The organism is Mycobacterium sp. NGS29 (assembly GCF_059812965.1).
On sequence record NZ_JCALDR010000013.1, the window covers coordinates 45,612 to 65,863 of the forward strand.

Genomic DNA, 20,252 nt, shown 5'->3' on the forward strand with positions numbered 1-20,252 from the left:
TAGTGGTTGACCTGGCATAATGGCCGCGGCCGACGATCGAAGAGGACAGCATGAAAACTGACATCCATCCCGCCTACGAAGAAACCACCGTCGTGTGTGGTTGCGGGAATTCCTTCACTACCCGCAGCACCAAGCCGGGCGGCCGCATCGTCGCCGAGGTCTGCTCGCAATGCCACCCGTTCTACACCGGCAAGCAGAAGATCCTCGACAGCGGTGGCCGCGTGGCCCGCTTCGAGAAGCGGTACGGCAAGCGCACCAAGACCGAGACCGGCGACAAGTAGCTGGATCACCGACGCCCGTCACCTGTGCACTATCGGCACAGGCCGGGCGTCGGTTCGCGTTTGGGGTAAAGCCCGTGACAGGGAGGTGAGATGACGCAGCCGGTGCAGACGATCGACGTCCTGCTCGCCGAGCACGCGGAGCTCGAACAGGCGCTCGCCGACCCCGAACTGCACAGCAAAGCCGACGAGGCGCGCAAAGTGGGCCGCCGATTCGCCCGGTTGGCCCCGATCGTCGCGACCCACCGCAAGTTGGTGTCGGCGCGCGAAGATCTCGAGACCGCGCGCGAGTTGGCCGCGGACGATGCGTCGTTCGCCGACGAGGTCCCCGAACTGGAGGCCCGGGTCGCCGAGCTGGACACCCAACTCACCGACATGCTGGCGCCGCGCGACCCGCACGACGCCGACGACATCGTGCTCGAGGTGAAATCCGGTGAAGGCGGCGAGGAATCGGCGCTGTTCGCCGCAGACCTGGCCAGGATGTACATCCGCTACGCCGAACGGCATGGCTGGACGGTCACGGTGCTGGGGGAGACCACCTCGGATCTGGGCGGCTACAAGGACGCGACGCTGGCCATCGCCAGCAAGGGCGACAGCGCCGACGGGGTGTGGTCGCGGCTGAAGTTCGAGGGCGGCGTGCACCGCGTGCAGCGGGTGCCGGTGACCGAATCGCAAGGGCGGGTGCATACTTCGGCGGCCGGCGTGCTGGTCTATCCCGAGCCCGAGGAAGTCGGGGAAGTGCAGATCGACGAGTCTGACCTGCGCATCGACGTCTACCGGTCTTCAGGCAAAGGCGGGCAGGGAGTCAACACCACCGACTCCGCGGTGCGCATCACTCACCTGCCCACCGGGATCGTCGTCACCTGCCAGAACGAGCGTTCCCAGCTGCAGAACAAGACCCGCGCGCTGCAGGTGCTGGCCGCACGGCTGCAGGTGCTGGCCGAGGAGCAGGCACTCGCCGACGCCTCAGCCGACCGCGCCAGCCAGATCCGCACGGTGGACCGCAGCGAACGCATCCGCACCTACAACTTCCCCGAGAACCGGATCACCGATCACCGGATCGGTTTCAAATCGCACAATCTGGACCAGGTGCTCGACGGCGACCTCGACGCACTGTTCGATGCGCTCAGCGAAGCCGACAAACAGTCCCGGCTGCAACAGGCGACATGATTTTGCGCAACGCGATCAACTCCGCCGCGGCGCTGTTGGCCGAAGCGGGAATCGATTCCGCGCGTTGGGATGCCGAGCAACTCGCCGCGCACGTGGCCGGTACCGACCGCGGCCGGTTGGCCTTGCTCGATGCCCCTGACGCGGACTTCTTCGGGCGTTATCGCGAGGTGGTCGCGATGCGTGCGCACCGGGTGCCGTTGCAGCATCTGCTCGGGACAGCCGCGTTCGGACCGGTGCTGCTGCACGTCGGTCCGGGTGTGTTCATCCCGCGTCCGGAGACCGAAGCGATGTTGGAATGGGCTATGGCGCAACCACTTTCGGCCCAGCCGCTGATCGTCGACGGGTGCACCGGGTCGGGGGCACTGGCCGTCGCCCTGGCCCGGCACCGCCCGGACGCCCGGGTTGTCGGCATCGACGATTCCGAGATCGCCCTGAGCTATGCGCGCCGCAACTCCGCGGACGTGCAATGGGTGCTGGCCGACGTCGGCACTCCCGGTCTGCTCACCGAACTCGACGCGCGGGTGGACCTGATGGTGGCCAACCCGCCGTATGTTCCCGACGCGGCTGTGCTGGATCCGGAAGTGACCCAGCACGATCCGCCGCACGCAGTGTTCGGCGGCCCGGACGGTATGGCGCTGATCCCTGCCGTCGCCGGACTGGCCGGCCGGTGGCTGCGTCCCGGTGGTCTGTTCGCGGTGGAGCATGACGACACCACGTCGGCCCTGACGGTTGAATGTGTCCATCGCACAGGCCTTTTCGACGACATCGTGGCTCGCAACGACCTGGCCGGGCGACCCCGGTTCGTGACGGCCCGCAGGAGGCAGCATGACTGACGTCTTCGATTGCGCCGACCCCGACCGGCGCGCCCGCGGACTCACAGCCGCGGTCGGGGCGCTCAAAGCCGGCCGACTCGTGGTGATGCCGACCGACACCGTCTACGGGATCGGGGCAGATGCCTTCGACCGCGAGGCGGTGGACGCGCTGCTCGCAGCCAAGGGTCGGGGCCGCGATATGCCGGTGGGTGTCCTGGTCGGCTCCTGGCACACGATCGAGGGTTTGGTGTACGGGATGCCCGACGGCGCGCGCGACCTGGTTCGCGCGTTCTGGCCGGGGGCACTGAGTCTGGTGGTCACCCAAGCGCCGTCGCTGCAGTGGGATCTCGGCGATGCGTACGGGACGGTGATGCTGCGGATGCCGTTGCATCCCGTCGCGATCGAGCTGCTGCGTGAGGTGGGGCCGATGGCGGTGTCCAGCGCCAATATCTCCGGCCAGCCCGCCGCCGTCGACGCCGCGGAAGCGCGCCGCCAACTCGGCGATCTGGTCGACGTCTACCTCGACGGCGGGCCGGCGGCGCGCCAAGCCGCCTCCACGATCCTCGACCTGAGCGGCAACAGCCCTCGCATCCTGCGCGAGGGACCGATCAGCACCCAGCGCATCGCGGAGGTGCTGGGGGTGGACGCGGCGAGCCTGACCGCGTAGCGCACGTGAGGCACTCAGGTTGGTGACGTACGGTCTCGTGGTGTCCAGCGACGTAGCCAGCCTTGCCGGTGGTTTGTTCGCCCTTTCACCGCGCAGTGCCGGCGTCCCGCTGCGCGAGCTCGCGCTCGTGGGACTCACCGCGGCGATCATCACGTATTTCGCGACCGGACCGGTGCGTGTGCTGGCCACCCGGCTGGGTGCGGTGGCCTACCCGCGGGAGCGCGACGTGCACGTGACCCCGACCCCCCGGATGGGCGGGCTGGCGATGTTCCTCGGCGTGGTCGCCGCGGTGTTCCTGGCCTCCCAACTGCCGGCGCTGACCCGCGGCTTCGTCTATTCCACCGGCATGCCCGCCGTGCTGGTGGCCGGTGCGGCGATCATGGGCATCGGGTTGATCGACGACCGTTGGGGCCTGGATGCGCTGACCAAGTTCGCCGGCCAGATCACCGCGGCCAGCGTCATGGTCACCATGGGGGTGGCCTGGAGCGTGCTCTACATCCCGGTCGGCGGGGTCGGGACGATCGTGCTGGACCAGGCGTCGTCCATCCTGCTCACGCTGGCGCTGACGGTGTCGATCGTCAACGCGATGAACTTCGTCGACGGGCTGGACGGGTTGGCCGCCGGCCTGGGTCTGATCACCGCGCTGGCGATCTGCGTGTTCTCGGTGGGACTGCTGCGGGACCACGGCGGCGATGTCCTCTATTACCCACCGGCGGTGATCTCGGTGGTCCTGGCCGGTGCCTGTCTGGGCTTTCTGCCGCACAACTTCCACCGGGCCCGGATCTTCATGGGCGATTCCGGATCGATGCTGATCGGCTTGATGCTCGCCGCGGCGTCCACCACGGCGGCCGGCCCGATCTCGCAGAACGCTTACGGCGCCCGCGATGTGTTTGCTCTGCTGTCGCCGTTCCTGCTGGTGGTGGCCGTCATGTTCGTGCCGATGCTGGACCTGCTGTTGGCGATCGTCCGTCGTACCCGGGCGGGTCGCAGCGCTTTCACCCCGGACAAGATGCACCTGCATCATCGGCTCCTGCAGATCGGTCACTCGCACCGGCGGGTGGTCCTGCTCATCTACTTATGGGTGGGGATCGTGGCGTTCGGCGCGGCCAGCACGATCTTCTTCGACCCGCGCCACACCGCTGCGGTGATGTTGGGCGCGATCGTGTTCGCCGGCATCGCGACCGCGATTCCGTTGCTGCGGCGGCGCGACGACTACTGGGACGAAGACTGACGGGGAACTACGACAGTTGGTAGTAGTTACCGCTGACTTGTGATACGGTCCTGGTAGAGCCCCGAAATGAACCTCGCGGGCTACCGCACCACCGGCCCGTCGGAGCCGTTTTCCAGTGGGCCGACCGATGACCGATACAGGGAGCTACCCCTTGGGTAATTCCAGCATGACCGTTGCGATACGCTCGGCGGGCCACCGATCAGTAGGTGATGTGGTTCACGCTCTAACAATCTGGGATTGAGGTGCTGCAGTGACGACACCAGCGCAGGACGCGCCGTTGGTGTTTCCCGCTGTTGCTTTCCGACCCGTCCGTCTGTTCGTCATCAGCCTGGTGCTGACCGCGGTCGTGACGGCCGTCGCCGGTTACGCCGGCCACCCGATGATCGGGGTGTTATTCGGTGTCGGGTTGCTGTTGGGTTTGCTCAACGCTCTGCTGGTCCGGCATTCGGTGGAGTCGATCACCGCGCGCGAACACCCCTTGAAGAGCTCGATGGCACTCAATTCCGCCTCGCGCGTCGCGGTGATCACCATCCTGGCGTTGATCATCGCGTACGTGTTCCGGCCGCAGGGTCTGGGCGTGGTGTTCGGCCTGGCGCTGTTCCAGGTGTTACTGGTGTTGTCGACAGCACTCCCGGTCTGGAAGAAACTGCGGGCCGGTGGGTCGCAAATTCCGGAAAACGGGGTATTGACCGGTTCGGAGGGGACGGAAGGGAGAGCAGCCGGCGATGAATGAGTCGATCCTTGCTGCCGCCAAAATCGAGGTCGGCGAACACCACGAGGCCACCTGGTTCGGTCTCACGGTCAACACTGACACGATCTATTCCACCGCCATCGCCGCGGTGATCGTGCTCGCGCTGGCCTTCTGGCTGAAATCGAAGGTCACTTCGTCGGACGTGCCGGGCGGCGTGCAACTGTTCTTCGAAGCCGTCACCATTCAGATGCGCAACCAGGTCGAAAGTGCCATCGGGATGCGCATCGCACCCTTTGTGCTGCCGCTCGCGGTGACCATCTTCGTATTCATCCTGATTTCCAACTGGCTGTCAGTCCTGCCGTTGCAGTACAAGGACGAAAAGACCGGCAAGACAAGCGAATTTCTCTCCTCGGCAGCGGCGGACATCAACTACGTACTGGCGCTGGCCCTGTTCGTATTCGTCTGCTACCACGCGGCCGGCATCTGGCGGCGCGGCATCATCGGACACCCGATGAAGGTGGTCAAGGGCCACGTCGCCATCCTGGCGCCGATCAATATCGTCGAAGAACTGGCCAAGCCGATCTCGCTGTCGCTGCGTCTGTTCGGCAACATCTTCGCCGGCGGCATCCTGGTCGGGCTGATCGCAATGTTCCCGCCCTACATCTTGTGGCTGCCGAATGCGATCTGGAAATCATTCGACTTGTTCGTCGGCGCGATCCAGGCCTTCATCTTCGCGCTGCTGACCGTCTTGTACTTCAGCCAGTCGATGGAACTCGACGAAGACCACCACTAGAAAAATCCTGGTAGACCGCTACCAGTTATCAAGGAGGATAAGAAATGCCAGCAGCTCCCGAAATTCTTCAAGGCGCTCTCATCGGCGGCGGACTCATCATGGCCGGCGGCGCGATCGGCGCGGGTATCGGTGACGGTATCGCCGGTAACGCACTGATCGCCGGTGTTGCCCGCCAGCCCGAGGCGCAGGGACGGCTGTTCACGCCGTTCTTCATCACCGTCGGTCTGGTCGAAGCGGCCTACTTCATCAACCTGGCGTTCATGGCGCTGTTCGTCTTCGCCACTCCGGGTGCCCAGTAATCCGCTGTGATGGGTCCTGAAGGCGATGGGCGCCTTCTTGCTTCGGCTGTCGACCTCGTAGCAGAAGGCCAAAAGAACTTCCTCATCCCCAACGGCACGTTCTTCTTCGTGCTGGCCATCTTCCTGGTGGTGCTGGGGGTGATCAGCACCTGGGTCGTGCCGCCGATCCTGAAGGTGCTCAAGGAACGCGACGCCATGGTCGCCAAGACGCAGTCCGACAACAAGAAGTCGTCGGAGCAGTTCGCCGCTGCGGAGGCCGACTACGAGGAAGCCCTGAAGGAAGCCCGGGTCAAAGCGGGCTCCTACCGCGACGACGCGCGCAACGAAGGCCGCAAGGTCATCGAAGAGGCGCGGGCCGAGGCGGACCGGGACGTGGCGGACACCCTCGCCAAGGCCAACGAGCAACTGAAGCGGGAACGTGACGCCGTGGAGTTGGACCTGCGCGCCAACATCAGCGCCATGTCCGCCACGCTGGCCAGCCGGATCCTCGGCGTCGACGTCACCCCCACCGCGACGACTTCGGAAGCGACTAGTAGGTAGCCACCCTATGGAGACATTTATCGGTCAGCTGGTCGGATTCGCGGTCATCGTGCTGCTGGTCTGGCGGTACGTCGTGCCCCCGGTGCGCCGGATGATGACCGCTCGACAAGAGATGGTGCGTCAGCAACTCGCGGACGCCAAAGAGGCGGCCGAGCGGGTCGAGCGGTCCGAACGGGCGCACAGCAGGGCCGTGGAATCCGCCAAGGACGAGTCCGAACGTCTCATCGAAGAGGCCAAGGCCGACTCCGCGCGCATCGCCGAACAGTTGCAGGCGCAGGCCGAGTCCGACGCCGAGCGCGTCAGAGCGCAGGGCACGCGTCAGATCGGGGTGCTGCGGGCGCAGCTGATCCGGCAGCTCCGTTTCGAACTCGGCCACGAATCGGTGCGCCAGGCCGGGGAACTGGTGCGCACGTTCGTCGCCGACAAGGAACAACAGTCGGCCACCGTCGACCGCTTCCTCGACGAACTCGACGACATGGCTCCTGAGCCGGCCGACGTCGAGTCCCCGGTGGCGGCCAAGATGCGGTCGGCGAGCCGGTTGGCACTGAAAAACTCGGTGGAGAAGTTCGACTCGCTGGCTGAGGACCTCGACACGGAGGGTCTGACGACGCTGGCCGACGAGCTCGTCTCGGTCGCCAAGGTGCTCGACAGCGAAGTCGTCGTCACCCGGTATCTGACTGTGCCATCGGAAGATTCGACGCCGCGGGTCAAGCTGGTCGAGCGCCTGTTCGACGGCAAGGTGGGCGATCCCACGCTGGAACTGCTGCGCACCGCGGTGTCGGAACGGTGGTCGGCCAACGGCGATCTCATCGACGCGATCCAGCATGTATCCCGGCAGGCGTTGCTGGCCGTCGCCGAAAACGACGACAACATCGACGAAGTCGAAGACCAGCTGTTCCGGTTCTCCCGGATCCTGGACACCCAACCCCGGCTGGCCATCACGCTCGGTGATCAGCGCACGCCGGTCGAAGGCCGGGTCGACCTGCTGCGCAAGGTGCTCGACGGCGCCAGCGGCAGCGTCAACCCCGTCACCATCGCGCTGCTCTCGCACACCATCGAGTTGCTGAGGGGCAAGCCGGCCGACGAGGCGGTGCTGTTCCTGGCCGAGGTGGCAGTGGCGCGCCGCGGCGAATTGGTTGCGAAAGTCAGTGCCGCGGCCGAGCTCACCGACGCCCAGCACGAACGCCTGGTCGAGATACTCGGCCGCATCTACGGACATCCGGTGGCCGCACAGGTCCAGACCGATTCCGGGTTGCTCGGCGGACTGTTGATCACCGTCGGCGACGAGGTGATCGACGGCACGCTCAAGTCTCGTCTGGCAGCCGCCGAAGCTCAGCTCCCCGACTGACCGCCAAGCCTGACCGAAACCACGAACTAGCCAGCAGAACCCGAACGAGGAAGACGAAAAGCTATGGCCGACTTGACAATCTCCGCTGATGACATTCAGAGCGCAATCGAGGAGTACGTAAGTTCCTTTACGTCCGACACGTCCCGGGAGGAAGTCGGCACCGTGGTCGACGCCGGCGACGGTATCGCCCACGTCGAGGGATTGCCGTCCACGATGACCCAGGAACTCCTCGAGTTCGAGGGTGGCGTCCTCGGCGTCGCGCTGAACCTCGACGAGCACGAGATCGGTGCGGTGGTGCTGGGTGACTTCGACCGGATCCAAGAGGGCCAGCAGGTAAAGCGCACCGGTGAGGTGCTGTCGGTTCCGGTCGGCGACGCTTTCCTGGGCCGCGTCGTCAACCCCCTCGGACATCCCATCGACGGCGGCGGCGAGATCGAGACCGACGATCGGCGTGCCCTCGAGCTGCAGGCGCCTTCGGTGGTGCAGCGGCAGGGGGTGAAGGAACCGCTGCAGACCGGCATCAAGGCCATCGACGCGATGACCCCCATCGGTCGCGGACAGCGTCAGCTCATCATCGGCGACCGCAAGACCGGCAAGACCGCGGTGTGCGTCGACACGATTCTCAACCAGCGCAAGAACTGGGAGACCGACGACGACAAGCAGCAGGTTCGCTGCGTGTACGTGGCGATCGGGCAGAAGGGCACCACCATCGCCGCGGTGCACAAGGCCCTCGAAGAGGGTGGGGCGATGGATTACACCACCATCGTCGCGGCCCCGGCCTCCGAATCCGCCGGCTTCAAATGGCTTGCCCCGTACACGGGTTCGGCGATCGCGCAGCACTGGATGTACGCCGGCAAACACGTGCTGATCGTGTTCGACGACCTGACCAAGCACGCCGACGCCTACCGTGCCATCTCGCTGCTGCTGCGTCGTCCGCCCGGCCGCGAGGCGTTCCCGGGTGACGTGTTTTACCTGCACTCCCGGCTGCTCGAACGCTGCGCGAAGCTCTCCGACGATCTCGGTGGGGGTTCGCTGACCGCGCTGCCGGTCATCGAGACCAAGGCCAACGACATCTCGGCCTACATTCCCACCAACGTCATCTCGATCACCGACGGTCAGTGCTTCCTGGAGTCCGACCTGTTCAACCAGGGTGTGCGCCCGGCCATCAACGTCGGATCCTCGGTGTCCCGCGTCGGTGGCGCGGCGCAGATCAAGGCCATGAAAGAGGTGGCCGGGTCGTTGCGTCTGGATCTGTCGCAGTACCGCGAGCTGGAATCCTTCGCGGCCTTCGCCTCAGACCTCGACGACACCTCGAAGAAGCAGCTGGCCCGTGGCGAGCGCCTGGTGGAGTTGCTCAAGCAACCGCAGTACGAGCCGATGCCCGTTGAGCAGCAGGTGGTTTCGATCTTCCTGGGCACCGGGGGTCAACTCGACTCCGTGCCGGTGGAGGACGTGAAGCGTTTCGAGGCCGAGTTGCTGGACCACATGCGGGCTTCGGAGGAGTCGTTCCTCGAGACCATCCGTTCGAGCGGGAAGTTCGGGGACGACGAAGAAGAGAAGCTCACCAGCATCATCAACAAGTTCAAGAAGGGTTTCGCGGCCAGCAGCGGCGAGTCGGTGGTGCCCGACGAGCACGTCGAGGCCATGGACGAGGACGACGTCGAGAAGGAGTCGGTGAAGGTCCGGAAGGAAAAGCCGAAGGATGAGAAGAAGGACTCCAAGAAGAGCGCCAAGAAGAACGAGAAGTAGCTAGCCATGGCTGCCACTCTTCGTGAACTACGTGGCCGGATCCGCTCGGCCGGGTCGATCAAGAAGATCACCAAGGCCCAGGAACTGATCGCCACGTCGCGCATCGGCAAGGCGCAGACCCGGCTGCAGGCCGCACGGCCCTATGCGTTCCAGATCACCACGACGCTGCTCACGCTGTCCGCCGAAGCCGCGCTGGACCACCCGCTGTTGGTCGAGCGGGAGAACCCGAAGCGGGCCGGCGTGTTGGTGTTGTCGTCGGACCGCGGACTGTGCGGCGCCTACAACTCCAGCATCTTCCGTCGCTCCGAGGAACTGTTCTCGCTGCTCCGGGAAGAAGGCAAGGAGCCGATCCTGTACACGGTCGGCCGGAAAGCGCAGAACTACTACTCGTTCCGCAACTGGGACATCAAGGCGTCCTGGACGGGCTTCTCCGAGCAGCCGCAGTACGAGAATGCCGCCGAGATCGGCGACACGCTGGTGGACGCCTTCATGAAAGGCGCCGGTGACGACGACGATTCCGACATCGACAGTGACGTGCAAGGCGTCGACGAATTGCACATCGTCTATTCGGAATTCAAGTCGATGATGTCGCAACAGGCTGCGGCACACCGGATTGCGCCGTTGGTGGTGGAATACGTCGAAGATGACGACGACGAACCGCACACGCTGTACACCTTCGAGCCCGACGCCACGACGCTGTTCGACGCGTTGCTGCCGCGGTACCTGACCACTCGGGTGTACGCGGCGCTGCTGGAATCGGCGGCCTCCGAGCTCGCTTCGCGACAACGTGCGATGAAGTCGGCCACCGACAATGCCGACGACCTGATCAAGGACCTGACGCTGCAGGCGAACCGCGAGCGGCAGGCCCAGATCACCCAAGAGATCAGCGAAATCGTCGGTGGCGCAAACGCGCTCGCCGACGCCGCCAAGTAAGCCCCCACGAGGAAGCGATAGAAGTTATGACCGCAACAGACGAAAAGAACGACACCAAGTCGGGCGGCTCCGACACCAACGGACGCGTGGTCCGGATCACCGGTCCTGTGGTCGACGTCGAATTCCCGCGCGGTTCGGTCCCGGAGCTCTTCAACGCGCTGCACGCCGACATCGAGTACGAGGCGATGAAGAAGACGCTCACCCTCGAGGTGGCCCAGCACCTGGGGGACAACCTGGTGCGCACCATTTCGATGCAACCCACCGACGGCCTGGTGCGCGGCGTCGACGTCACCGACACCGGCAAGTCGATCTCGGTGCCGGTCGGTGAGGAAGTCAAGGGTCACGTCTTCAACGCCCTCGGCGTCTGCCTGGACGAGGAGGGGTACGGAGAAGACTTCGACCACTGGTCGATTCACCGCAAGCCACCGTCCTTCGAGGACCTCGAACCGCGCACCGAGATGCTCGAGACCGGCCTGAAAGTGGTCGACCTGCTCACCCCGTACGTGCGCGGCGGCAAGATCGCACTGTTCGGCGGTGCCGGCGTGGGCAAAACGGTTCTGATCCAGGAGATGATCAACCGTATTGCCCGAAACTTCGGTGGCACTTCGGTTTTCGCCGGGGTGGGGGAGCGGACCCGCGAGGGTAACGACCTGTGGGTCGAGCTCCAGGAAGCCGACGTCCTCAAGGACACCGCGCTGGTGTTCGGTCAGATGGACGAGCCGCCCGGCACCCGTATGCGGGTGGCGCTGTCCGCTCTCACCATGGCCGAGTGGTTCCGTGACGAGGCCGGTCAGGACGTGCTGCTGTTCATCGACAACATCTTCCGGTTCACCCAGGCCGGTTCGGAGGTGTCCACGCTGCTCGGTCGGATGCCGTCCGCGGTGGGATACCAGCCCACCCTGGCTGACGAAATGGGCGAGCTGCAGGAGCGCATCACCTCGACCCGAGGCAAGTCCATCACGTCCATGCAGGCGGTGTACGTGCCCGCCGACGACTACACCGACCCGGCGCCGGCGACCACCTTCGCCCACCTGGACGCCACCACGGAGTTGTCGCGTTCGGTCTTCTCCAAGGGCATCTTCCCGGCGGTGGACCCGCTGGCCTCCAGCTCGACCATCCTGGACCCCAGCGTGGTGGGCGACGAGCACTACCGCGTGGCCCAAGAAGTGATCCGAATCCTGCAGCGTTACAAGGACCTTCAGGACATCATCGCCATCCTTGGTGTCGACGAGCTCTCCGAGGAAGACAAGCAGCTGGTTAACCGGGCCCGGCGTATCGAGCGGTTCCTCTCGCAGAACATGATGGCTGCCGAGCAGTTCACCGGACAGCCGGGTTCGACGGTGCCGGTGAAGGAGACCATCGAGGCCTTCGACAAGCTGACCAAGGGCGATTTCGACCACGTGCCCGAGCAGGCCTTCTTCCTGATCGGCGGACTCGAGGACCTGGCCAAGAAGGCCGAGAAGTTCGACGTCAAGCTGTGATCGTGCAACGGCCAACTCGAAAGGTGGTGTGACATGGCGGATCTGAACGTTCAGATCGTCGCTGTCGACCGAGAGATCTGGTCGGGCGAGGCGACGTTCCTGTTCACCCGCACCACCGTCGGCGAGATCGGCATCCTGCCGCACCACATTCCGTTGGTGGCGCAACTGGTCGACGACGCCATGGTCCGGGTGGAACGGGAAGGCGAAGACGACCTGCGGATTGCGGTGGACGGTGGCTTCCTGACCGTGACCGAGGACGGCGTCAGCGTCCTGGCCGAATCGGCGGAGTTCGAGAAAGACATCGACGAGAGCGCCGCCAGACAGGATTCGGAATCAGACGATCCCCAAACGGCCGCCAGGGGGCGCGCCAGATTGCGCGCCATCGGCGCGATCGACTGACCCACACGATGAGCGCGCCCATGGTCGGCATGGTCGTGCTCGTCGTCTTGCTGGGGACGGCCGTCCTGGCTTTGAGTTTCCGACTGTGGAAACTGCGTCAGGGCGGCACCGCGGCCATCATGCGGGACATCCCGGCAGCGGGCGGGCACGGTTGGCGCCACGGGGTGATCCGTTACCGCGGTGGCGAAGCCGCGTTCTACCGGTTGTCCAGTTTGCGGCTGTGGCCGGACCGTCGGTTGAGCAGACGCGGTGTGGAAGTGGTTGCCCGACGAGCCCCACGCGGCGACGAATTCGACATCATGTCCGACGAGATCGTGGTGCTGGAGCTGCGCGACACTACCCAGGAGCGTCGGCTGGGTTACGAAATCGCCTTGGACAGAGGTGCTTTGACGGCATTTCAGTCGTGGCTGGAGTCCCGGCCGTCGCCGCGTGCGCGTCGCCGCGACGCCTGACCCTGGCCGACGCCGTTACTGCTGTTCGCCACCCTGGCCGCCGCCCGGACGCCATAGGACGTCGCCGCCCGGGTTGGCCACCCGCGACAGGATGAACAGCAGATCCGAGAGCCGGTTCAGGTACTTCGCCGGTAGGACGCTGACATCGTCGGGATGAGCATTCACCGCTGCCCACGCCGACCGCTCGGCGCGCCGGGCGACCGTCCGGGCGACGTGCAGTAACGCCGACAGCGGTGAACCGCCCGGCAGCACAAAGGAATTCAGGGCCGGCAGGCCCTCGTTGTAGCTGTCGCACCAACTTTCGAGCCGGTCGATGTAGGCCTGGGTGATGCGCAGCGGCGGATACTTCGGGTTGTCCACCACCGGAGTCGACAGGTCGGCGCCGGCGTCGAACAGGTCGTTCTGGATCTGCCGCAGCACATCGCCCAGCTGCTGGTCGGGCGCACCCACCGCCACCGCGACACCGATCGCGGCGTTGGCTTCGTCACAGTCGGCGTAGGCGACCAGCCGCGCATCGGTCTTGGCGACCCGTGAGAAATCGCTCAATCCCGTCGTGCCGTCGTCGCCGGTGCGGGTATATATGCGGGTCAGATGGACTGCCATGGGCCAAACCGTACCGGGCTGGCCGGGTCGGCCGACTGACAAGGGGCATACCCCTTCACTAGACTGACCCGGTGGCGGAGCGATTCGTGGTGACCGGCGGCAACCGGTTGTCGGGTGAAGTCGCCGTCGGAGGCGCCAAGAACAGCGTGCTCAAGCTGATGGCCGCCGCCCTGCTGGCCGAAGGCACCAGCACCATCACCAACTGCCCGGACATCCTGGACGTGCCGCTGATGGCCGAGGTGTTGCGGGGCCTGGGTGCCACCGTCGAACTCGACGGCGACGTCGCGCGGATCACCTCACCGGACGAACCGAAGTACGACGCGGACTTCGCGGCGGTCCGTCAGTTCCGGGCCTCGGTCTGCGTGCTGGGACCGCTGGTGGGCCGATGCAAAAAGGCCAGAGTCGCGCTGCCGGGCGGAGACGCGATCGGGTCGCGCCCCCTGGACATGCACCAGGCGGGCCTGCGCCAACTCGGCGCGCAGTGCAACATCGAGCACGGATGTGTTGTCGCACAAGCAGATACGCTGCGGGGCGCGGAGATTCAGCTCGAATTTCCCTCGGTCGGGGCGACCGAGAACATCCTGATGGCCGCTGTGGTGGCCGAAGGCGTCACCACCATCCACAACGCGGCACGCGAACCCGACGTGGTGGACCTGTGCACGATGTTGAACCAGATGGGCGCGCAAGTCGAAGGCGCCGGTTCGCCGACCATGACCATCACCGGGGTGCCCCGGCTGCATCCGACCGAGCACCGAGTCATCGGTGACCGGATCGTGGCGGCCACCTGGGGGATCGCCGCCGCGATGACCCGCGGCGACATCACGGTGACGGGAATAGATCCGTCCCATCTGCAGTTGGTGCTGCACAAGTTGCATGATGCGGGCGCGACGGTCACCCAGACCGACAGCAGTTTCCGTATCGCGCAGTACGAGAGGCCGAAGGCGGTCAACGTCGCGACGTTGCCCTTTCCCGGCTTCCCGACCGACCTGCAGCCGATGGCGATCGCGCTGGCCTCGATCGCCGACGGCACCTCGATGATCACGGAGAACGTCTTCGAGGCGCGGTTCCGGTTCGTCGAAGAGATGATCCGACTCGGGGCGGACGCCCGCACCGACGGGCACCACGCCGTGGTGCGCGGGCTGCCCCAACTATCCAGTGCTCCGGTGTGGTGCTCGGACATCCGGGCCGGCGCGGGCCTGGTGCTGGCCGGCCTTGTGGCAGACGGGGATACCGAGGTCCACGACGTGTTTCACATCGATCGCGGCTACCCGTTATTCGTCGAGAACCTGGCGATTTTGGGAGCAGAGATCGAGCGGGTACAGTAGCCAACGTTCACGCCCAACGGCGAGATCACCTCCCAAAAGATGATCGAAACCAGGGCTTGACTCTCCAGCCGGATGTGTATTAAGCTGGCAGGGTTGCCCCGAATCGGGCAGAACATGCAGTAAAAAGTGTTGTTTGAGAACTCAATAGTGTGTTTGGTGTTTTTGTTTGTTGTTGTTTTTTGACTACATTCCGCACCCCCCGTGTGTGGGTGTAGTCGTTTCTTCAGATGCCAGTTCATGGTGTCTTTTTGTTAGGTCAGATTTTCTCTGATTGTGAATTCACCTCGGTTTCCGAGGAGTTTTTGTTTGGAGAGTTTGATCCTGGCTCAGGACGAACGCTGGCGGCGTGCTTAACACATGCAAGTCGAACGGAAAGGCCCTTCGGGGTACTCGAGTGGCGAACGGGTGAGTAACACGTGGGTGATCTGCCCTGCACATCGGGATAAGCCTGGGAAACTGGGTCTAATACCGGATAGGACCACGGGATGCATGTCCTGTGGTGGAAAGCTTTTGCGGTGTGGGATGGGCCCGCGGCCTATCAGCTTGTTGGTGGGGTGACGGCCTACCAAGGCGACGACGGGTAGCCGGCCTGAGAGGGTGTCCGGCCACACTGGGACTGAGATACGGCCCAGACTCCTACGGGAGGCAGCAGTGGGGAATATTGCACAATGGGCGCAAGCCTGATGCAGCGACGCCGCGTGGGGGATGACGGCCTTCGGGTTGTAAACCTCTTTCACCATCGACGAAGGTTCGGGGTTTCCCGGATTGACGGTAGGTGGAGAAGAAGCACCGGCCAACTACGTGCCAGCAGCCGCGGTAATACGTAGGGTGCGAGCGTTGTCCGGAATTACTGGGCGTAAAGAGCTCGTAGGTGGTTTGTCGCGTTGTTCGTGAAATCTCACGGCTTAACTGTGAGCGTGCGAGCGATACGGGCAGACTTGAGTACTGCAGGGGAGACTGGAATTCCTGGTGTAGCGGTGGAATGCGCAGATATCAGGAGGAACACCGGTGGCGAAGGCGGGTCTCTGGGCAGTAACTGACGCTGAGGAGCGAAAGCGTGGGGAGCGAACAGGATTAGATACCCTGGTAGTCCACGCCGTAAACGGTGGGTACTAGGTGTGGGTTTCCTTCCTTGGGATCCGTGCCGTAGCTAACGCATTAAGTACCCCGCCTGGGGAGTACGGCCGCAAGGCTAAAACTCAAAGGAATTGACGGGGGCCCGCACAAGCGGCGGAGCATGTGGATTAATTCGATGCAACGCGAAGAACCTTACCTGGGTTTGACATGCACAGGACGCCGGCAGAGATGTCGGTTCCCTTGTGGCCTGTGTGCAGGTGGTGCATGGCTGTCGTCAGCTCGTGTCGTGAGATGTTGGGTTAAGTCCCGCAACGAGCGCAACCCTTGTCTCATGTTGCCAGCGGGTAATGCCGGGGACTCGTGAGAGACTGCCGGGGTCAACTCGGAGGAAGGTGGGGATGACGTCAAGTCATCATGCCCCTTATGTCCAGGGCTTCACACATGCTACAATGGCCGGTACAAAGGGCTGCGATGCCGCGAGGTTAAGCGAATCCTTTTAAAGCCGGTCTCAGTTCGGATCGGGGTCTGCAACTCGACCCCGTGAAGTCGGAGTCGCTAGTAATCGCAGATCAGCAACGCTGCGGTGAATACGTTCCCGGGCCTTGTACACACCGCCCGTCACGTCATGAAAGTCGGTAACACCCGAAGCCAGTGGCCTAACCCTTTGGGAGGGAGCTGTCGAAGGTGGGATCGGCGATTGGGACGAAGTCGTAACAAGGTAGCCGTACCGGAAGGTGCGGCTGGATCACCTCCTTTCTAAGGAGCACCACGAAAAGCACTCCAATTGGTGGGGTGCGAGCCGTGAGGGGTTCTCGTCTGTAGTGGACGGGACTCGGGTGCACAACAACAAGCAAGCCAGACACACTATTGGGTCCTGAGGCAACACTCGGGGTATCACCCGGCTGTTGTCCCACCATCTTGGTGGTGGGGTGTGGTGTTTGAGAATTGGATAGTGGTTGCGAGCATCAAACGAAGACGTCGCCGTTCACGGTGGCGTGTTCTTTTGTGCAATTTTATTCTTTGGTTTTTGTAGTGTTTGTAAGTGTCTAAGGGCGCATGGTGGATGCCTTGGCATCGAGAGCCGATGAAGGACGTGGGAGGCTGCGATATGCCTCGGGGAGCTGTCAACCGAGCTTTGATCCGAGGATTTCCGAATGGGGAAACCCAGCACGAGTGATGTCGTGTTACCCGTACCTGAATATATAGGGTACGGGGGGGAACGCGGGGAAGTGAAACATCTCAGTACCCGTAGGAAAAGAAAACAATTGTGATTCCGCTAGTAGTGGCGAGCGAACGCGGAAAATGGCTAAACCGTATGCATGTGATACCGGGTAGGGGTTGTGTGTGCGGGGTTGTGGGAATGATCTTCTTGGTTCTACCTGACCAGGAGGCAGTCAGAAAGTGTCGTAGTTAGCGGAAGTGGCCTGGGATGGTCTGCCATAGACGGTGAGAGCCCGGTACGCGAAAACTTGGCACCTGCCTTGATCAATCTCCCGAGTAGCAGCGAGCCCGTGGAATTTGCTGTGAATCTGCCGGGACCACCCGGTAAGCCTAAATACTTCTCGATGACCGATAGCGGATTAGTACCGTGAGGGAATGGTGAAAAGTACCCCGGGAGGGGAGTGAAAGAGTACCTGAAACCGTGCGCCTACAATCCGTCAGAGCCTCCTTGTGGGGTGATGGCGTGCCTTTTGAAGAATGAGCCTGCGAGTCAGGGACATGTCGCAAGGTTAACCCGTGTGGGGTAGCCGCAGCGAAAGCGAGTCTGAATAGGGCGCATCCCCGTAAGGGGTGTAGTGGCATGTTCTGGACCCGAAGCGGAGTGATCTACCCATGGCCAGGGTGAAGCGCGGGTAAGACCGCGTGGAGGCCCGAACCCACTTAGGTTGAAGACTGAGGGGATGAGCTGTGGGTAGGGGTGAAAGGCCAATCAAACTCCGTGATAGCTGGTTCTCCCCGAAATGCATTTAGGTGCAGCGTTGCGTGGTTCACCACGGAGGTAGAGCTACTGGATGGCCGATGGGCCCTACTAGGTTACTGACGTCAGCCAAACTCCGAATGCCGTGGTGTCAAGCGTGGCAGTGAGACGGCGGGGGATAAGCTCCGTACGTCGAAAGGGAAACAGCCCAGATCGCCGGCTAAGGCCCCAAAGCGTGTGCTAAGTGGAAAAGGATGTGCAGTCGCAGAGACAACCAGGAGGTTGGCTTAGAAGCAGCCACCCTTGAAAGAGTGCGTAATAGCTCACTGGTCAAGTGATTGTGCGCCGATAATGTAGCGGGGCTCAAGCACACCGCCGAAGCCGCGGCACATCTACTTTTGTAGGTGTGGGTAGGGGAGCGTCCCTCATTCAGCGAAGCCATCTGGTAACGGGTGGTGGAGGGTGGGGGAGTGAGAATGCAGGCATGAGTAGCGAATAGGCAAGTGAGAACCTTGCCCGCCGAAAGACCAAGGGTTCCTGGGCCAGGCCAGTCCGCCCAGGGTGAGTCGGGACCTAAGGCGAGGCCGACAGGCGTAGTCGATGGACAACGGGTTGATATTCCCGTACCCGTGTGTGCGCGCCCGTGATGAATCAATTGTGCTAACCACCCAAATGGTCGCTGATCAATCCCTTCGGGGTGCGACGGTGACCGGCTGCGTGGGACCCCGGTTGGTAGTAGTCAAGCGAAGGGGTGACGCAGGAAGGTAGCCGTACCAGTCAGTGGTAATACTGGGGCAAGCCCGTAGGGAGAGCGATAGGCAAATCCGTCGCTCATTAATCCTGAGAGGTGACGCATAGCCGATTGAGGCGAATTCGGTGATCCTCTGCTGCCAAGAAAAGCCTCTAGCGAGTTCACACACGGCCCGTACCCCAAACCAACACAGGTGGTCAGGTAGAGAATACCAAGGCGTACGAGATAACTATGGTTAAGGAACTCGGCAAAATACCCCCGTAACTTCGGGAGAAGGGGGACCGGCATGCCGTGAACACCCTTGCGGTGGGAGCGGAAACCGGTCGCAGAAACCAGTGAGAAGCGACTGTTTACTAAAAACACAGGTCCGTGCGAAGTCGCAAGACGATGTATACGGACTGACGCCTGCCCGGTGCTGGAAGGTTAAGAGGACCCGTTAACTCGTAAGGGTGAAGCGGAGAATTTAAGCCCCAGTAAACGGCGGTGGTAACTATAACCATCCTAAGGTAGCGAAATTCCTTGTCGGGTAAGTTCCGACCTGCACGAATGGCGTAACGACTTCTCAACTGTCTCAACCATAGACTCGGCGAAATTGCACTACGAGTAAAGATGCTCGTTACGCGCGGCAGGACGAAAAGACCCCGGGACCTTCACTATAGCTTGGTATTGTTGTTCGGTACGGTTTGTGTAGGATAGGTGGGAGACTGTGAAACTCTAACGCTAGTTAGGGCGGAGTCGTTGTTGAAATACCACTCTGATCGTATTGGACACCTAACGTCGAACCGTATATCCGGTTCACGGACAGTGCCTGGTGGGTAGTTTAACTGGGGCGGTTGCCTCCTAAAATGTAACGGAGGCGCCCAAAGGTTCCCTCAACCTGGACGGCAATCAGGTGTTGAGTGTAAATGCACAAGGGAGCTTGACTGCGAGACTTACAAGTCAAGCAGGGACGAAAGTCGGGATTAGTGATCCGGCACCTCTGAGTGGAAGGGGTGTCGCTCAACGGATAAAAGGTACCCCGGGGATAACAGGCTGATCTTCCCCAAGAGTCCATATCGACGGGATGGTTTGGCACCTCGATGTCGGCTCGTCGCATCCTGGGGCTGGAGCAGGTCCCAAGGGTTGGGCTGTTCGCCCATTAAAGCGGCACGCGAGCTGGGTTTAGAACGTCGTGAGACAGTTCGGTCTCTATCCGCCGCGCGCGTCAGAAACTTGAGGAAACCTGTCCCTAGTACGAGAGGACCGGGACGGACGAACCTCTAGTGCACCAGTTGTTCCACCAGGAGCACTGCTGGATAGCTACGTTCGGACAGGATAACCGCTGAAAGCATCTAAGCGGGAAACCTTCTCCAAGATCAGGTTTCTCACCCTCTAGGAGGGATAAGGCCCCCAGCAGACCACTGGATTGATAGGCCAGACCTGGAAGCTCAGTAATGAGTGCAGGGAACTGGCACTAACCGGCCGAAAACTTACCAACACAACCAATCGCAACCACTATCTGTTCCCCGGCTTAATTGCCGTGGACACCACACCCCCCATCAACACAACTTGCATGTGCGAATTAAATAGAGTTACGGCGGCCACAGCGACAGGGAAACGCCCGGTCCCATCCCGAACCCGGAAGCTAAGCCTGTCAGCGCCGATGATACTGCCCTTTTCGGGTGGAAAAGTAGGACACCGCCGAACATACACAAAAACACCCCCATTCATTTGGGGGTGTTTTTGTATTTCAGGA

17 protein-coding genes and 3 rRNA genes are annotated in these 20,252 nt (G+C 62.8%); 19 read left to right on the forward strand and 1 reads right to left on the reverse strand.

From position 1 onward, the window contains the following. The first annotated feature begins 50 nt into the window (after positions 1 to 50). The 15 genes from rpmE to AC5Y5Z_RS17865 all read left to right on the forward strand — a co-directional run bounded on the left by rpmE (position 51) and on the right by AC5Y5Z_RS17865 (position 12,843). Positions 51 to 281 carry a 50S ribosomal protein L31 gene (gene rpmE, locus AC5Y5Z_RS17795; RefSeq protein ID WP_463826625.1) on the forward strand — a complete coding sequence of 77 codons (231 nt, stop codon included), beginning with the start codon at positions 51 to 53 and terminating at the stop codon, positions 279 to 281. Positions 282 to 371: 90 nt separating this feature from the next. Then, positions 372 to 1,448: a peptide chain release factor 1 gene (prfA, locus tag AC5Y5Z_RS17800; protein WP_499926624.1), complete on the forward strand. Its 1,077-nt coding sequence runs from the start codon at positions 372 to 374 to the stop codon at positions 1,446 to 1,448. Then, a complete protein-coding gene (locus AC5Y5Z_RS17805; protein ID WP_499926625.1) occupies positions 1,445 to 2,281 on the forward strand; it encodes a N5-glutamine methyltransferase family protein in 837 nt (278 codons plus the stop codon). Before prfA ends, AC5Y5Z_RS17805 begins: the two co-directional genes overlap by 4 nt. Next, positions 2,274 to 2,927 (forward strand): L-threonylcarbamoyladenylate synthase, encoded by a 654-nt coding sequence (locus AC5Y5Z_RS17810; protein WP_499926627.1) that lies wholly within the window; start codon positions 2,274 to 2,276, stop codon positions 2,925 to 2,927. Before AC5Y5Z_RS17805 ends, AC5Y5Z_RS17810 begins: the two co-directional genes overlap by 8 nt. Before the next feature lie 22 nt (positions 2,928 to 2,949). Continuing rightward, a complete protein-coding gene (locus tag AC5Y5Z_RS17815; protein ID WP_463826621.1) occupies positions 2,950 to 4,158 on the forward strand; it encodes a glycosyltransferase family 4 protein in 1,209 nt (402 codons plus the stop codon). Positions 4,159 to 4,408: 250 nt separating this feature from the next. Next, complete coding sequence (locus tag AC5Y5Z_RS17820) at positions 4,409 to 4,891, forward strand: ATP synthase subunit I (RefSeq protein ID WP_463826620.1); 483 nt, start codon at positions 4,409 to 4,411, stop codon at positions 4,889 to 4,891. Beyond that, the gene (atpB, locus tag AC5Y5Z_RS17825) at positions 4,884 to 5,642 is read left to right on the forward strand and encodes a F0F1 ATP synthase subunit A (protein WP_463826619.1); all 759 of its coding nucleotides are present in this window, start codon (positions 4,884 to 4,886) and stop codon (positions 5,640 to 5,642) included. The genes AC5Y5Z_RS17820 and atpB overlap by 8 nt, the downstream gene beginning before the upstream one ends. Positions 5,643 to 5,686: 44 nt before the next feature. Continuing rightward, positions 5,687 to 5,941 (forward strand): F0F1 ATP synthase subunit C, encoded by a 255-nt coding sequence (locus AC5Y5Z_RS17830; RefSeq protein WP_463826618.1) that lies wholly within the window; start codon positions 5,687 to 5,689, stop codon positions 5,939 to 5,941. A gap of 9 nt (positions 5,942 to 5,950) precedes the next feature. After that, positions 5,951 to 6,481, forward strand: coding sequence for a F0F1 ATP synthase subunit B (locus AC5Y5Z_RS17835; protein ID WP_463826617.1), 531 nt, complete (start codon positions 5,951 to 5,953; stop codon positions 6,479 to 6,481). Between the two features lie 7 nt (positions 6,482 to 6,488). Further along, on the forward strand, positions 6,489 to 7,829 hold the full coding sequence (locus AC5Y5Z_RS17840) for a F0F1 ATP synthase subunit B/delta (protein WP_499926631.1): 1,341 nt from the start codon (positions 6,489 to 6,491) through the stop codon (positions 7,827 to 7,829). 63 nt (positions 7,830 to 7,892) lie between these two features. Next, entirely contained in the window at positions 7,893 to 9,578 is a 1,686-nt protein-coding gene (atpA, locus tag AC5Y5Z_RS17845) for a F0F1 ATP synthase subunit alpha (protein WP_463826615.1), read from the forward strand. A 6-nt stretch (positions 9,579 to 9,584) separates the two neighbouring features. Continuing rightward, positions 9,585 to 10,511 (forward strand): F0F1 ATP synthase subunit gamma, encoded by a 927-nt coding sequence (locus tag AC5Y5Z_RS17850; RefSeq protein WP_463826614.1) that lies wholly within the window; start codon positions 9,585 to 9,587, stop codon positions 10,509 to 10,511. 26 nt (positions 10,512 to 10,537) lie between these two features. Then, on the forward strand, positions 10,538 to 11,992 hold the full coding sequence (atpD, locus tag AC5Y5Z_RS17855; protein WP_463826613.1) for a F0F1 ATP synthase subunit beta: 1,455 nt from the start codon (positions 10,538 to 10,540) through the stop codon (positions 11,990 to 11,992). 33 nt (positions 11,993 to 12,025) lie between these two features. Next, positions 12,026 to 12,391, forward strand: coding sequence for a F0F1 ATP synthase subunit epsilon (locus AC5Y5Z_RS17860; RefSeq protein WP_463826612.1), 366 nt, complete (start codon positions 12,026 to 12,028; stop codon positions 12,389 to 12,391). Positions 12,392 to 12,399: 8 nt separating this feature from the next. After that, positions 12,400 to 12,843 (forward strand): DUF2550 domain-containing protein, encoded by a 444-nt coding sequence (locus tag AC5Y5Z_RS17865; RefSeq protein ID WP_463826611.1) that lies wholly within the window; start codon positions 12,400 to 12,402, stop codon positions 12,841 to 12,843. A 15-nt stretch (positions 12,844 to 12,858) separates the two neighbouring features. Here the strand turns inward: AC5Y5Z_RS17865 and AC5Y5Z_RS17870 are convergent, their stop codons facing one another. Beyond that, positions 12,859 to 13,446 (reverse strand): cob(I)yrinic acid a,c-diamide adenosyltransferase, encoded by a 588-nt coding sequence (locus AC5Y5Z_RS17870; protein WP_463826610.1) that lies wholly within the window; start codon positions 13,444 to 13,446, stop codon positions 12,859 to 12,861. A gap of 71 nt (positions 13,447 to 13,517) precedes the next feature. Here AC5Y5Z_RS17870 and murA point away from each other — a divergent pair, with 71 nt between their 5' ends. From murA to rrf, 4 genes are all read left to right on the forward strand, one after another. Beyond that, positions 13,518 to 14,771 (forward strand): UDP-N-acetylglucosamine 1-carboxyvinyltransferase, encoded by a 1,254-nt coding sequence (gene murA, locus AC5Y5Z_RS17875; RefSeq protein ID WP_463826609.1) that lies wholly within the window; start codon positions 13,518 to 13,520, stop codon positions 14,769 to 14,771. A gap of 303 nt (positions 14,772 to 15,074) precedes the next feature. After that, positions 15,075 to 16,604, forward strand: a 16S ribosomal RNA gene (locus AC5Y5Z_RS17880). A 280-nt stretch (positions 16,605 to 16,884) separates the two neighbouring features. Further along, a 23S ribosomal RNA gene (locus AC5Y5Z_RS17885) occupies positions 16,885 to 19,994 on the forward strand. 95 nt (positions 19,995 to 20,089) lie between these two features. Next, a 5S ribosomal RNA gene (rrf, locus tag AC5Y5Z_RS17890) occupies positions 20,090 to 20,203 on the forward strand. The 16S, 23S and 5S rRNA genes sit together here, the layout of an rRNA operon. The last annotated feature ends 49 nt before the right edge of the window (positions 20,204 to 20,252 follow it).

What these genes read in the sequence shown, in the direction of transcription:
- AC5Y5Z_RS17865 (WP_463826611.1), top strand. Translation starts at nt 12,400, where the DNA reads ATGAGCGCGCCCATGGTCGGCATGGTCGTGCTCGTCGTCTTGCTGGGG.
- AC5Y5Z_RS17870 (WP_463826610.1), bottom strand. Translation starts at nt 13,446, where the DNA reads ATGGCAGTCCATCTGACCCGCATATATACCCGCACCGGCGACGACGGC.
- AC5Y5Z_RS17840 (WP_499926631.1), top strand. Translation starts at nt 6,489, where the DNA reads ATGGAGACATTTATCGGTCAGCTGGTCGGATTCGCGGTCATCGTGCTG.
- prfA (WP_499926624.1), top strand. Translation starts at nt 372, where the DNA reads ATGACGCAGCCGGTGCAGACGATCGACGTCCTGCTCGCCGAGCACGCG.
- rpmE (WP_463826625.1), top strand. Translation starts at nt 51, where the DNA reads ATGAAAACTGACATCCATCCCGCCTACGAAGAAACCACCGTCGTGTGT.
- AC5Y5Z_RS17830 (WP_463826618.1), top strand. Translation starts at nt 5,687, where the DNA reads ATGCCAGCAGCTCCCGAAATTCTTCAAGGCGCTCTCATCGGCGGCGGA.
- atpA (WP_463826615.1), top strand. Translation starts at nt 7,893, where the DNA reads ATGGCCGACTTGACAATCTCCGCTGATGACATTCAGAGCGCAATCGAG.
- AC5Y5Z_RS17810 (WP_499926627.1), top strand. Translation starts at nt 2,274, where the DNA reads ATGACTGACGTCTTCGATTGCGCCGACCCCGACCGGCGCGCCCGCGGA.
- AC5Y5Z_RS17805 (WP_499926625.1), top strand. Translation starts at nt 1,445, where the DNA reads ATGATTTTGCGCAACGCGATCAACTCCGCCGCGGCGCTGTTGGCCGAA.
- AC5Y5Z_RS17860 (WP_463826612.1), top strand. Translation starts at nt 12,026, where the DNA reads ATGGCGGATCTGAACGTTCAGATCGTCGCTGTCGACCGAGAGATCTGG.
- AC5Y5Z_RS17850 (WP_463826614.1), top strand. Translation starts at nt 9,585, where the DNA reads ATGGCTGCCACTCTTCGTGAACTACGTGGCCGGATCCGCTCGGCCGGG.
- atpB (WP_463826619.1), top strand. Translation starts at nt 4,884, where the DNA reads ATGAATGAGTCGATCCTTGCTGCCGCCAAAATCGAGGTCGGCGAACAC.
- AC5Y5Z_RS17835 (WP_463826617.1), top strand. Translation starts at nt 5,951, where the DNA reads ATGGGTCCTGAAGGCGATGGGCGCCTTCTTGCTTCGGCTGTCGACCTC.
- atpD (WP_463826613.1), top strand. Translation starts at nt 10,538, where the DNA reads ATGACCGCAACAGACGAAAAGAACGACACCAAGTCGGGCGGCTCCGAC.